Genomic DNA, 13,828 nt, shown 5'->3' with positions numbered 1-13,828 from the left:
TCCCTCACGACGGAACGATGGGTCAGGACGCGTTTTTCTTCTTCGTGTCCGGCCGCATGGAATGGTGTCGGTACAATTCGCGTTGCAGGGCTTGATACTCTTCAGGCCGCGCAGCAGGATCATTTTCTTTCAAAGCATCTTTGAGATCTTGCAGATGGTCTTGCCAGTCGCGCTGGGCGAGCCGGCCAAGCACCCCCGCAAGACAATCTTCCCAGGGAGCGGGCTGGGCATAATCGGGCAAGGGGGCCGGATCTCTCGGCAGGAGCAGACCGGCGGCCAGAGCCCGCGTTGCCGCGTCGTCAAGACGAAGAGCAACCCGATCGAACGTGGGCGTCAACCCCTCGGCGTACAGGTCGTAGCACGCCTGGAGGATCGCTCGCAACGGGGCGTCGCGAATCGAAGCGACCGCCACCCGCGAGATCAACTGCCCGACCACGTTCGGCTGGTTCAAAACAATTTCGAGGAGTTCGCGACCGAAAGGGTCGAGATCCGCCAGGCGGATGGGGATGACCGGAGGCGCCGGGGGCACTCCCTCAGCCGAGGTCGTCGCCACTTCGGGCACGGCCCGAGTTCGCACCAAGGCAGAAGTGGCCGCCGCAGTGTGGAGCCGCTTCAGCGACTGCTTCAAGACATCCACCGGAACCCGCAACCGCTGCGAGAGCGTGTCGAGGGCGCGGGCGATCTTGATATCCATGCCGATCCGGGTCGACTTCGGCACCCTCGCCAGAATCGAGAGGACCCATTCCGCCGCCCGCCGCGCGTCCTCGAACGAATTGAGGTCGAACCGCGACTCCGCGCGTCGGATGGCAAAGGCCATCGGATCGACAGCCTGATCCACCAGGGCCCGGAACGCATCCGCTCCTTCGGCCAGGAGAAACTCACAGGGGTCAAGCTTGGATGGAAGAGTCAACACGCGGACGTCTACCTCATGGGCCAAGAACAACTCAAGGCTGCGGTCGGCGGCCGACTGTCCTGCATCGTCGCCGTCGAAGATCAAAACGACCCGATCCGTAAGCCGGCGGAGCATCAGGACATGGTCGTCGCCCAAGGCGGTGCCGAGCGTACCCACCACGTTCTTCAGCCCCACCTGGTGGGCCGCAATCACGTCGGTATAACCTTCGACGACCGCCGCCCAGCCCATCTCGCGAGCCGGGGCCAGGGCGAGATCCGCCGCATAAAGAATCTTACGCTTCTGAAACAAAGGTGTTTCGGGGCTATTCAAGTATTTTGCGACATTTTTCCCCGCAGCGGCCAAGGATCGTTCCACCTGGGGCAGAATCCGACCACCAAAACCGAGCGTACGTCCCCGAAGGTCATGAATCGGAAACATCAGTCGACCGCGAAACCGCTCGCGAGTCAGGCCAGGAGACTCCTTAGATCGAACGACAAGGCCCGCTCGCTCCAGAAAGTCAATAGAAATTCCTTCTTTGGCGGCCCGGCTCGTCAACCAGTCGCGAGTATCAGGCGCGTAACCTAGGTGAAACCGAGCCACACTCTCGGCGTTAATCCCCCGCTCTTCGACATAGGCCAGAATTCCGGCATCGCGAACCAACGCCTCGCGATACATCCGCTGAGCCCACTCGTTAACCGCCAACAAGTCTCGCTTCGACGGCCCCTTCGGGCCCGGCCCGGCAGGCGTGCTTTCCAGAGCGACTCCTGCCCGCTCGGCCAACATCTGGAGCGCCTCAGGAAAATCGACCCGCAAATAATCCTTGACAAAATCAAAGACATCGCCCCCCGCACCACAACTCCAACATTTGAACGATTGGCGTTCAGAGTTGAGTTCGAGCGAGGGCTTGTGATCGTCATGAAACGGGCACAAAACCTTAATTTTTGAACCGGAACGATGCAGAGGAAGGTGAAGAAACTCTTCAACGATCGCGACGATATCCACCGCCTGTTTAATGGCGGCCAAAGTCGCTTCGGAGTATCGGGGCACCGAGATCTCCTCTACGAGTCCTCAGGCCCGGGTCCAAGGTGATCGCAGACACGGTAGGTTTAATGATCGCCCGTACCCGAACGAGCCGCGCTACGTGCCGTTCTTCGTCGGTTGTCAGGGGAATTATAACCCCTATCTGAAATACGGTCAAGTTTTTCGAGAGGTTGAACGACAGTAAGCCCTCTTTCTAACCTGGCATGATTTTAGCAGTTAGGGCTAGAGGCTCAAGAAATCGCCTCCCTAACTTGCCCGATCCTTCCAGCCGGCCCGACTCGACTCTTGACAACGAGAACCCGCTCGTTCCTCGAGAATCTCTCTTCATAATCCCTTGCCCAGATCCTCATCCGTGAGACAGGAGTCTGAAACTCTTGTCCCGCAAACCAGGTGTCCAAGTCAAGGGTGGTGGCCCCGATTGGGACGAGCGCAGGCGATCACGGCGAAAACGAGGTAAGCAGGGAAAAGGGCGGCGTATGTGCGAAGCGTTGGCGAACGACGGCAGACAGCGATCGGCGACCCTGAGTTCGAGGGGGGTACGCATAGCCCCTCCCAGAAGAGCGGTACACCCTCGAGTAGGCCGCATCGGCGGCTGGGGACCGTACCCAGGACCCGGTCTCCTGGCACTCGCCCCCGGGGCCGTGCGTACGGCCCCCAGCCACTCGGGTCGCTTTGGCTGCGGTCTCCCTGAAGGAAGGGCGTTCTAAACAAAGGGAGGAAAAGCAAGAAAAATGGGGGCCACACGATCCGTCGGTGGCCCCGAAACCGATCAGCGTCGGGGGGAGTTGGCGCGGGTGCCGCCAATGGTGACAGAACCGGCCTGCCCATCGGGAGTCTGGACGAGGAGGGGAAGACCCTGATCAGGGTTGAGTGCGGCGATGGCAGCGTCGTATTCGGCCTTGGTGTGGACCTGGGTCTGGCCGACGGCAAGGATTCTCATGCCAGGCTGAAGGCCCACGCGCGACGCAGGGCTGTCCAAAACCACCTGATCGATTTCGAGTATACCACCGAGATTCGGGTCCCCCTCGCTGGGGATCTCATGCACCCGGAAGCCATAGGAGGCCAACACCGGGGTGCCAGGGAACTCGGCGATGGTCACGTCCACCGTTTTCAGCTTGCCCTCCCGGTAGAAGCCGATCGGGACATGCGAGCCGACCGCAAGGTCGGCGGTGACTCGCTTGAGGTTGTCGGGATCCGAGACATCCTTCCCGTTGAGTTGGACGATGACGTCCCCCGAATGAAGCCCCGCCTTGTCGGCCGGGCCACCGGGCAGAACGGTCTTGACCAACGCCCCTTTGCCGTCAGGGATCGCCAGCGCACGCGCCTGGTCCGGGGTAAGGAGCTCCATGTTCACCCCCACGAACCCGCGAATCACCCGCCCGTCCTTGATTAAACTTTCGACGATCCGCCGGGCCATCGACGAAGGGATGGCCAGACCGATGCCCTCGTTGCCCTGGCTCTGATTCGACGTATAAATGGCCGTGTTGATCCCAATGACCTTACCGGTCAGGTCGATCAGAGGTCCCCCCGAATTTCCTGGGTTGATCGCGGCGTCGGTCTGAATGAACGACTCGTATTCGTTGATCCGGAGGTCATTCCGCTGCGTCGCCGAGACGATGCCGGCGGTCACCGTATGGTCGAGAGCGAACGGACTGCCGATGGCGAGCACCCAGTCGCCGATGTCAAGCTTGTCCGAGTCGCCCCAGGCCGCGGCGGTGGTCAACTTGCCATTGATCTGGAGCACGGCGAGGTCCGTTTTGGGGTCGGCCCCCACAAGCCGGGCGGGCAACCGGGTCCCCTGGCTCAGTCGAACGACGATCTCGTCCGCTTCTTTCACGACGTGGTTATTCGTGACCACGAAGCCCCGATCCTTATCGATGATCACGCCCGAGCCGAGGCTGGCGTCCGCCTGGCCGAGCGGATCGCCCGGTGCCCCCTCACGCCCTCCGTTAGCCCGCCCCGGAAACCGTTTGGCCTCGACGCGAACGACCGCCGGGGCGGCCGCTGCCGTGGCCATCCGGAACAGCTCCGACGCGCGTGCGATAATCCCCGCTTTGTTCAGCTTCGCCAACGCCTCGGACGCCGCCCGCGACCGGCCTGACTCCCAAGCGTATCCCGCGTTGTCCGCCAGATAAGGAAGGCCGTAGACCAAGGAGGCCAAAAGCGTCAGCACGAACAGGATCAGCAGAAACCCGCGCCTGACCGGCGGAGTCGTGGGGCGGGGAGGCGGCTCGTCGAGGCCAAAGTCTTGCGGGTCGAACGAGGCCATCGGCGCGTCTCTCCATCAGGTGCGAATCTAAAGCTCAAGGCAAACGCGAAGCGTTCCACCTTTGCTCTACTATTCTGGGGAGGCATCAGACCGAAAGCAACCCGCGGTTGCGATGGTTCAACTTCATTCGGAGGACCGCGCATTGCTCAAGGGGGAGATGGAGCAATGCGGCCGGATCGGGAAGTCCTCTGAACGAGCGGACTCTCAAACCGCGCAGGCACTCCGCCCCCGTCGGCGCTGATGCCGAACAACGAGGCCTCCCGCAACGAGGCCGAAAAGGGCCAAGGTACTCGGCTCAGGCACCGTGGCGGGCGCGAGAAGATACTCATGGGTGACCCCGGAATCATCAGTTCCCAGAGCCACGATCCGTCCCGAGGCGTCGATGCCGACGGCGGTGTCAAGATTGAGCCCCGACGTGGGCGGGATCAACGTGTTGAGATCCTCCATGATCCCTTTGTCGTAGAGGAAGGCATGGTGCGTGCCATCCGCAATCTCCGACCAGCCGACGACTTGCCCTGCGTTGTTCAGAGCATTTCCGACTCCATGCTTGCCGCCGAGGCTGCCAAGCTCGATGGGGCTTACACTCCCAGTGGAGGCGTCGATGAGGACGGGGGCGGTTTCTTGCCAGTTCGAGTGTCTTTGGATCGAGCCTGTAATAAGTTTGTGATCATTGATCCCGGTGACTGTCCCGTAAAACGAATTCACGGGACCATTCCATTGAGGTACAACGAGGTATCCGGGGCTCGGAACGCCGCCTGGCTGGGAGGGACTATCCAAGGGGTGGACGGTATGCGGGTCCGGCCGAAACAGGGCAAGCAGCGAGTGAGGTTGAGAAATCGAGGGAACCGTTTCCGCCGTGTTGCCGACCACATCGCCCTGATTGTTGCCGCTGGCGAAAATGACGGAGTCATAGACCACGCCTAGGCCGGAAGACCATCTTGCGACATCACCTTGAACCCATTGTCGGGGAAGACCCAGCGGGACCGGATGCGAATCCCTCTCGAATGAACCCGACTGGAACGTCGCCTGGTCCGTGGCGCTTAGGGCATTGAGGTAATTGAAGCTGGAGTTGGGGCTGGTGTCGGCCTGACCGAGGTCGGTCACGGTGTATAAGGCCTCAGCGCTCACTCGCGTTCCGGTCAGTCCCATGATAGTCGTAAATACAACGAGTTGTATTGACCTGCCGCGCATGCTTCCCCTCCCTGGGAAAGACGTCCTTGTGATGTCGAATCATCTGATACCGGGGGGGGGAGCATCATGGGTGAATGCAGACTGATCGTCAAGAGCAACCACACGGAAGCATACATATTAAGCTCCAGCAGATGAGACGTCAGAAGTCCAGGCGTTCCCGCATCTGAGTGTGAACGTCTCGGGAACACCAACCTTTGCGGTGATTCGGACGTTCCGCACGAAAATCGATCTGTGCGACAGATTCCGGCAGAGTCGAGCGCATTCATAAGCCAGGCGTCATCCGTCCCAGGCCCAATTGAGAATCGGAACCAGTTCGGTTACCTTTCCCCATCTGGGTGCCGTTTTGGGTTGGCCCCCGCTTGCACGCAATCCGGCAGTTTTGGATGGGACGGAACCCCTGGGCCGAGTCCCTCAGTCGGGCTGTCGTGGTTTGACTCCAGGCCGGAGGCTGCGTCCGGCTTGAAAGGGTTCGAATCAGAGATGATCCAACGCCTCCGCACCAGCGACGGGTGGAAATTCTTCGGAGTGTTGCCGCAGGCGAATCGTGGCCTCGCCGTCACCTGGTGGGTTCTGCTTCTGCTCCGCGGGATCCTCCCCGCCCTGTTCGCCATCGTCATCGGGCGGCTCGTGGGCGCGGTTCAGCGAGGTCAAGATGTGGTTGGCCCCTTGGCGCTCGTCGGGGCCGTGTACTTACCGCTCCAGATCCTGGCCCCCCTCCACCGGGCCATCGGCGCGAACCTGGGGAGCCAAACGGCCGCCTGGCTTTACGACCGCCTCGTCCTGGCTTGCGTGCGACCTCCGGGGATGGGCCACCTCGAGAATCCGAAGCTCACCAACGACCTCACGATGGCGAGAGACTTCGACCTCGGGATCAGCGGGCCGCCGATGTCGATCTCCATGGACTTCATCGCCTCCGGGCTCGTGGAAATGATCGTCGGGCTCGCCTCGGCCGCCATCCTCGTTGGGTATGCCTGGTGGGCTCCCTTGCTCCTGGCCGGTGGCTGGCTCGCCACCCACTGGCTCTTACGCGAAAGTGCCGTCTGGCGGGACCGGAATACCGAGGAAGTCCGCGATGCCCAGCGCCACGCCGACTACGCCTACCGCCTTGCCGTCGAACCTTTCGCCGCGAAGGAACTCCGGCTCTTCGGACTCGCCGACTGGACGGTGGATCGCTTCCGCTCGATGCGCAGCCGGCTCGTCGAGCTCCGCTTCCAGGCCACGAAGCTTCGCGAGCGTCCCGTGCTCTGGAGCCTCTTGATCGTCTTGATCGCCAACATCGTGGTCCTCGGTTCGATGGCGAGCGCGGCTGCGGATGGCTCACTCGCGCTCGATCGGCTGGTGACCTACGCGAGCGCAGCCGTCACGACCGGCATGATCGCGTTCGGCGGTTTGTCGTGGGCGCTCGACTGCTCGGCCGCACCGGTCGCGGCAGTCCTCCGTCTCAAGGAGGCGATGGAACCCGCCGGGGCATTGGTCCTTGGTCGGCAACCGGCCGACGGGCTCCCTGCCCGCGAGATCCGGTTCCGCAACCTGACGTTTACCTACCCTGGTACGGATCAGCCGGTGCTCGAGGGCTTCGACCTCACCATCCCGGCCGGGACGTCCCTCGCCATCGTCGGCCAGAACGGTGCCGGCAAGACAACCCTGGCCAAGCTGCTCTGCCGGCTCTACGACCCTCAATCCGGCGGCATCGAGATCGATGGAGTCGACCTCCGTACGATTGACCTGGATGCGTGGCGATCTCGGGTGACCGCCGTCTTCCAGGACTTCATCCGCTTCGAACTCCCGCTCCGCGACAACGTGGCCCCTGGCGGTGCGCCCGACGACTTCATCCAAAGCGCCCTTGCGGACGCCGGGGCGGCCGGACTGGCCGATCTCGACACCGTGCTGGCCCGAGGCTACGAAGGGGGCACTGATCTTTCCGGCGGGCAGTGGCAACGGGTCGCACTCGCCCGCGCGCTCTGCGCAGTCCGGCTTGGAGCGGGCTTGGTGCTGCTCGATGAACCCACCGCACAGCTCGACGTGCGTGGCGAAGCCGAGATCTTCGAGCGAATTCTCGCCGCAACGCGACAGACCACCACGATCCTGATCTCGCACCGCTTCTCGACCGTGCGGCACGCCGATCGGATCTGTGTGCTCGAAGCGGGGAGGGTCGTCGAACTCGGCACCCACGACGCGTTGATGGCGGCCGGCGGCCGGTATCACACCATGTTCGTGCTCCAAGCCTCGCGTTTCGGGACCGAGGACACCGAGGAGGAAGGGGTTAACTACGATGTCCTCACCTGATGACCCCATGCCCCCAGCATTGCCTTCGATGTGGCGTGCCCTCAAACGCGGGTATGAGGCCGAGCCCCGGCTCCTCGTGGTGGCATTTGGGCTCGCGCTCCTCGCGGCTCTGCCTGACTCGCTGCTGGCGCTCTGGTTCAAAATGCTTACCGACGGGGCCTTGGCTCATCAACGTCGGCTTGTCTTGATTGCGGCGGTCGGCCTCGGTGCCTCGACGACCGCCACCTGGTTCCTGCGCGTGATGAGCGATCGCACCCAGCGTCGATTTCGGGACCAGGTGACCATTGCGCTCGAATCGCACGTCGCACGGCTCCAGGCGGCCGTGGTCACCGTCGAGCATCACGAGCGTCCCGAGTACCTGAACCGGTTGGCCGTGCTCCGCGACCAGGTTTTTGTCCTCGACCACATGTACATGTCACTCTTTTCCACCTGCGGGTGGATTTTGCGGCTGGGGGTGACGGTCGCTTTACTGGTCTCCATCCACCCCGCGCTCGCGTTCCTCATCCTGTTTGCCTTGCCGACCGTGTTGAGCTCCGCCTGGCGACCGGGCGTGGAACGCGCAGCCCAAGAGCAGGGCGCACCAGCGAATCGGCTGGCGCGGCACTTGTTCGTGACGGCCACCACGGCCCCTCCCGGAAAAGAAGTGCGAGTCACCGGCATCGCGGATCGTTTGGTGGCCGATCGCCGTGCAGCCTGGGACCGTTGGTATGGGCCGATCGCCAAGGCGAGGTGGGGGACGGCCTTCTGGCAGATGCTGGCGTGGGGGATCTTCGGCGCCGGGTTTCTCGGTGCCGTCGCGTTCGTCTCGTTGGGAATCCGTGCGACCCCCGGTGACGTACTCCTCGTGCTTGCAGCGGGCTCACGACTCTCGGCGTACATTGGCGCGACGGTGGGAGAGATCGGATTCCTGTTTGGCTTCTGGCTCGACGGCTCGAGACGAATGGCCTGGCTCGAAGACTATGCGACGGCCATGTCCGAAAAGGCCGATACGCCAGTTCCACCGCAGCTCTCGGATGGGATTCGCTTCGAGCACGTCTCCTTCGCCTATCCGGCGACGGAGCGTCTTGTGCTCGAAGACGTTTGCCTGGACCTCAAGCCAGGAACCGTCGTCGCCATTGTGGGAGAGAACGGCGCAGGCAAGTCAACACTCGTGAAGCTCTTATGCCGTCTCTACCAACCGACGAGCGGGCGGATCCTGGTGGACGGACTCGATCTCGCAAGGATGCCCGCCGACACGTGGCGGGCTCGACTCGCCGGCGCGTTTCAAGATTTCTTTCGGTTCGAGTTCAAGGCACGCCGAACCATCGGCCTGGGCGATCTTTCCCGGCTCGACGACAAATCGGCGGTGGTGGCCGCCGTCGAACGCGCGGGCGCGGACGATGTCGTGGGTCGTTTCGCGGCCGGCCTCGAGACCCAACTCGGCCCAACCTGGCCCGAGGGTGTGGAGGTCAGCTTCGGCCAATGGCAAAAGCTCGCCCTGGCCCGTGGCTTCATGCGCGATCACCCCTTACTCCTGATCCTCGATGAGCCGACCGCCGCACTCGACGCCGAGACGGAGCACGCCCTCTTCGAGCGTTTCGCCGCCGCCGCACGGGCCGGGAAATCGAACGGGTCCACCGGAGCGCCCGTCGGCCGAATCACGATCCTCGTGTCCCATCGCTTCAGCACTGTCAGAATGGCCGACCACATCGTCGTCCTCGACGGCTCCCGCGTGGCCGAGGTCGGTGCCCACGAGGCGCTCATGGCGCAGGGGGGCAAGTACGCGGAACTCTACGGAATCCAGGCGGCAGCGTATCGTTGATCGCTCCGGAGCCGACACCGAGCCGATTGTCGCTCATCCGGATCCTGGGTCTCTTCCCCGCCACACCCCAAGGCTCTCCGAGTCTTACCAAAAACGCCTTAGAAACCAAGCGAAACGATGGGGAATCCTCCCCTTGGCCACAGAATTCTCGGAATCGCCTGGAACAATCTGCCGCCTCCCCTGCTTTATTGGGTTAGGAGCAACCCGTAAATCAACGAGGGGACCCACTTCGTGGCGCAGAAACAGGGTAGGACGATCCAGGCCCAGATCCAAACGCTGTTCAATGAAGGGGTGACCGCCGGGCTGACTGACGGGCAACTCCTGGAGCGATTCACAACCCGTCGCGGCCCGGCAGCCGAGCAGGCCTTCGCATCCCTTGTCGAGCGACATGGGCCGATGGTCTTGGGTGCCTGTCGAAAGATCCTCCGCGACGATCATCAGGCCGAAGATGCCGTCCAGGCCACTTTCCTCGTGTTGGCCCACAAGGGGGGCTCGCTCTGGGTTCAGGACTCGCTCGGACCTTGGCTTCACCGAGTGGCCTGCCGCATCGCAGTCCGCGCCAAGATCGCCAAGAATCGAAGCGATGACGCGGAGCGAAGTGTGGCCGAGAGCCCGCGAAGCCACTCCGACAACAAAGGCCCTGACCTCCTGGGACAAGCCCTCCACGAAGAGATCGACCGACTACCGGCGATTTACCGCGTGCCGGTCGTTCTTTGTGGCCTTGAAGGCCGCACCTATGAGGAGGCGGCGCGACACCTGGGGTGCCCGGTCGGCACGGTCAAGAGCCGATTGGCCCGGGGGCGGCTGCGGCTACGCAAGCATCTGGCCCGCCGTGGGTTGGACACACCCGCCGGCCTCTTGGCCGTGATGCCAACACCCAACTCGACGAAGACGACAGTACCAATCGTGCTGGCCGATTCCCTGGTTCAGACTGCGATGCGAATCGCTACGGGCACAACGACAGTCGGGGCAGTCCCGACGTCGGTCGCCACACTCACCGAAGGGATGATGAAGATGATGTCCCGGTCAAAGTTGGCCTGTTGCGTGGGAGCCCTGGTAGGGGTCGGCATCCTGGCCGTCGGAATGGGCGTGCTCGTCTGTCGAACCGCAGGGGCACCTCCCGAAGTCACACGGGGGGCCGGGACCGCAAGGGCGGCTGCACCCATTGTAAAAAATGACGACCCGACCCCCAAGGAACCAGGACAGACCGGGGAGATCATCGCCCGCGTCGCTAACATCGCGCCCGACGCCCTGGGCGATGGACACACCATTAGCATGGTCGCCATCGACCCGGAAACCGCAAAATGGCGGACGATTGCCAAGGACCTCCCTCCTGGCCCCGTCTCCCCCGACGGCCGGTTCATCGTCTACCAGCAGCTCGGCCTGGATCTCGACGAGGCGAATAGCGGCATCTGGGTCTACGACACGACGGGCGAAACACCTCCCCGGCGGATCTTCGAACGGAACGGAATCCCCTCCTGGTCGCACGACGGCAAACAAGTCGTCATCGGCACGCCGCCCGCCGGCCCGAAGTTTGAGACCTGGCGCGTCAACGCCGACGGCTCGGGCCGGTCCAAGCTACCAATCCCTGAGACGGACCTCGTCTTCGACTGCTCCCGCGACGGAACCTGGCTCGCGACCCGGACGATCGGGAGCGATCCAGTCCATTGGGGACGGCTCACCCTGGTCCACCCGGACGGAACCGGGGCGCAGTACCTGACCGAAGGGTCTGCAAAGAAAGACGTTTTCAATATCTTTCGGATCTCACCTGATGGCCAGCGCATCGCTTACGTCGAGGTCAAGGCCGAGAATGATATTCGGAAGTGCAGGCTTTTCGTCATGGACCTCAAAGACAGGTCTCGTCGCGAAATCCCGGTGGCGTTCGACCCCGACACGACCGCCAACGTCTGCTGGTCTCCCGACGGTTCGCGGCTCGCACTAAACCCGATGAACAACCACACGAAGGAAGGTGCGATCGTGTTGGTCGACCTCGACGGCAAGAACGTCCGGACCGTCCCGCTTCCGCCCGGCCAGTGGAACCTCCTTGTCTGCGACTGGAAGGCGATGGCGCCAGGGCTCCGGGTCGGTGACTTCAACGAGCTCTCGAGAGCGGGCGCGGACACACCGCGCGGCCGCTTCCAGGCACTGAGCGAGGAGGTCAAGAAGGCGAATCCCTTTGAGCCCAGGCGGTTTGTCGGTCGGTTCCTGGAACTTGCCGAGTCGGCCCCAGAAGACCGGGCAGCCGTGGACGCCTGGATCTGGATCGTCACGTTCGGCTCTGACGGGCCCGAATGCCACCGCGCCATCGACAGGCTCGCGGACCGTCACGCCGGTATGGCCAAGGTGGCAAACGCAGCACTGACGCTCTCGTTCTCCACCTCACTGTCGGCGGAAAAGCTCCTCCGCGCCGTCATTGAAAAGAACCCAGTCCGGCACAAGCAGGGACTCGCCTACCTAACCTGGATTTCTCACCCTATTCTTTCGGGGTCCGATCGCTCGACGATTTCGACGGCTCGCCCCCGCCACCCGCGGCCTGCGTGGTCTCCCGCTTGCTCATCACGTCGGCGTGGACCTGATCGGACCTCTTCACGCCAACGCGAACCTGGTTCCTCAGGCCCCCGCGCCCAGGCGGGGGCGCACCCCGATCCTCACCCCTCCTCAGGGAGGGGCTTTCCCGCCTCATTTGACTGGGTCTCCTCGTTTCAGCACCTCGGGATCAAGGGCCCCGACCGCGCCAAGTTGGTGTGCACACGCCGAAACACTTCCGCATACGGACAACCGCTCGAGAACTTCACCCACACCTTGCGAACCGTCACCCGCACCAACGCCCCGATCTTCAAGAGCTTCAGACGGATCGTTTGGCACTGCGCCTCGGCCATCGCCGTTCCCGCCAGCCCCAGCCGCCGCAACGCCTCCAGCAACACGTAGGCGATCGAGGAGAAGAACAGCCGGATCTGGTTGGCACGCATCGTGTGGGCACTGGTCCGATCGGCGAACAGATGGAGTTGCTGCTCCTTGATCCGGTTCTCCATCTCACCGCGACCGCAGTAGTCTTGCTCGTACAGCGGCGGCGCCGCTCGTTCCTCGACCGTGAGCGACGTGACCACGAACCGCGGGTTGGCCCCCTTGCCCAGATGCTCGGCCTTGGCCACCACCCGACGTTCTCGGCTCCAGGTCTTCTGCGTTTGATAACGCAACTCGGCGAAGACCCGGGACGGCTGTTTCGTCGCCTCGAATTGCTGGCGTGCTTGGGCCAATTCCGTCGCGATCGCCGCCGTCAGCCGGGTGTTCTTGGCCAGGCCGATCAGGTAATCCACGCCGTTGTCCTCACACCAGCGAAGGATCTCCTCGCGGCAGAACCCGCTGTCGGCGCGGATCAGGATCTTCACCTGAGGCCACGCCTGGCGGATCTGCGAGACGATCCGCTTGAGGGACTTCACCGAGCCGGCGCTGGCATCAATGTCGGAGGGACGCAGCCGGGCACAGAGCAGGTGGTCGCCGCAGAAGATGTAGAGCGGGAGATAGCAGTATCCCTTGTAGTAGCCGTGGAAAAAGCGGCCAAGTTGGCGGCCATGGACCGTGTCGTCGGTGGCGTCGAGGTCCAAAACGATCCGCTCGGGGGGTCGGCTGTGGGCCTGAAGAAAGAGGGTAACGAAGAGCCGTTCGACCTCATGGGTCTGACAGGTGATCTTCTTGTAACGGCTCTGTCCGTCGGCCCCGACAGGGGTCAGTTCCAAGCGGTTGAGGGTACTCTTGCCAGCCAGCGGCTTGCCGCGATCGCGGAGCCGTGGCCGGTCCTGGCCGGTGGGATCGGTCTTGCCGACGACGGTGGCCAGTAACGGATCGCAGCGGAGATCGTCGTGGTCGTTGAGGTCTTCGTAGCCCAAGGCCAGACCATAGACGCGTTGGGCCAGGAGGTGTTCCAGGGGGTGCTCGACGAGGTCAGGATCGCGATGGTCGGTAAAGCAGGCGGCGAACTGGCGGATGATCCCGGTGCGGGCTTCGATCTGACGGAGCAGAAGTGCACCGCCGTCGGAAGAGATGGCGCCCCCGTCAAAATCGGCGAGCACTTGGCGGTGACCGAGGATGGAAAAGTCGAGGTAAGTCGAGTTACACTCTGTAGCCATCGGGCTGCCTTGGTTCGGTGTCAAAAGTGGTTGTCGCAATTCCACCTATGACACGCAAGGCAGCCCGATTCAATCCCTGGTGAGAAATCCAGGCTAACTCTCGGCCAGTACTTCAAACACCAGGCAGCGCGGATCCGGGAAATCAGAGGAAGTGCCGAGGCCGCCAGACAGTGGGAGGCGAACTTCCTCGAGCAAGGTTTCAGCAAAGAGGATTTCGCCCG

The 13,828-nt window shown here is 63.0% G+C and carries 6 protein-coding genes and 1 pseudogene; 3 read left to right on the top strand and 4 right to left on the bottom strand.

Going from position 1 to position 13,828, the window contains the following annotated elements; all coding sequences use genetic code 11:
• Nucleotides 1–22: 22 nt before the first annotated feature.
• The 3 genes from dnaG to SINAC_RS07645 all read right to left on the bottom strand — a co-directional run bounded on the left by dnaG (nucleotide 23) and on the right by SINAC_RS07645 (nucleotide 5,351).
• Nucleotides 23–1,939: a DNA primase gene (gene dnaG, locus SINAC_RS07655; RefSeq protein WP_015245112.1), complete on the bottom strand. Its 1,917-nt coding sequence runs from the start codon at nucleotides 1,937–1,939 to the stop codon at nucleotides 23–25.
• Between the two features lie 763 nt (nucleotides 1,940–2,702).
• The gene (locus SINAC_RS07650) at nucleotides 2,703–4,202 is read right to left on the bottom strand and encodes a trypsin-like peptidase domain-containing protein (protein WP_015245111.1); all 1,500 of its coding nucleotides are present in this window, start codon (nucleotides 4,200–4,202) and stop codon (nucleotides 2,703–2,705) included.
• Between the two features lie 204 nt (nucleotides 4,203–4,406).
• The gene (locus SINAC_RS07645) at nucleotides 4,407–5,351 is read right to left on the bottom strand and encodes an HAF repeat/PEP-CTERM domain-containing protein (protein ID WP_020465721.1); all 945 of its coding nucleotides are present in this window, start codon (nucleotides 5,349–5,351) and stop codon (nucleotides 4,407–4,409) included.
• 522 nt (nucleotides 5,352–5,873) lie between these two features.
• Between SINAC_RS07645 and SINAC_RS07640 the strand changes: the two genes are divergently transcribed.
• The 3 genes and pseudogenes from SINAC_RS07640 to SINAC_RS41120 all read left to right on the top strand — a co-directional run.
• Nucleotides 5,874–7,679, top strand: a complete 1,806-nt coding sequence (locus SINAC_RS07640) for an ABC transporter ATP-binding protein (RefSeq protein WP_237722447.1) — start codon at nucleotides 5,874–5,876, stop codon at nucleotides 7,677–7,679.
• Complete coding sequence (locus SINAC_RS07635; RefSeq protein WP_015245108.1) at nucleotides 7,666–9,480, top strand: ABC transporter ATP-binding protein; 1,815 nt, start codon at nucleotides 7,666–7,668, stop codon at nucleotides 9,478–9,480. The genes SINAC_RS07640 and SINAC_RS07635 overlap by 14 nt, the downstream gene beginning before the upstream one ends.
• A 231-nt stretch (nucleotides 9,481–9,711) precedes the next feature.
• A pseudogene (locus SINAC_RS41120) lies at nucleotides 9,712–10,293 on the top strand (RNA polymerase sigma factor); the annotation flags it as partial.
• 1,889 nt (nucleotides 10,294–12,182) lie between these two features.
• Here SINAC_RS41120 and SINAC_RS38650 read toward each other — a convergent pair.
• Nucleotides 12,183–13,607, bottom strand: a complete 1,425-nt coding sequence (locus SINAC_RS38650; protein WP_015244773.1) for an IS1380 family transposase — start codon at nucleotides 13,605–13,607, stop codon at nucleotides 12,183–12,185.
• Nucleotides 13,608–13,828 lie beyond the last annotated feature (221 nt).

The sequence above is a fragment of the Singulisphaera acidiphila DSM 18658 genome, from assembly GCF_000242455.2.
GTDB lineage: Bacteria > Planctomycetota > Planctomycetia > Isosphaerales > Isosphaeraceae > Singulisphaera > Singulisphaera acidiphila.
The sequence above is the reverse complement of the archived record's forward strand: the minus strand, read 5'-3'. Positions and strand labels throughout refer to the sequence as shown.

Coding starts and splice junctions, on each gene's coding strand:
- SINAC_RS07645 (WP_020465721.1), bottom strand. CDS start 5,351: ATGGGACTGACCGGAACGCGAGTGAGCGCTGAGGCCTTATACACCGTG.
- SINAC_RS07640 (WP_237722447.1), top strand. CDS start 5,874: ATGATCCAACGCCTCCGCACCAGCGACGGGTGGAAATTCTTCGGAGTG.
- SINAC_RS07635 (WP_015245108.1), top strand. CDS start 7,666: ATGTCCTCACCTGATGACCCCATGCCCCCAGCATTGCCTTCGATGTGG.
- SINAC_RS07650 (WP_015245111.1), bottom strand. CDS start 4,202: ATGGCCTCGTTCGACCCGCAAGACTTTGGCCTCGACGAGCCGCCTCCC.
- SINAC_RS38650 (WP_015244773.1), bottom strand. CDS start 13,607: ATGGCTACAGAGTGTAACTCGACTTACCTCGACTTTTCCATCCTCGGT.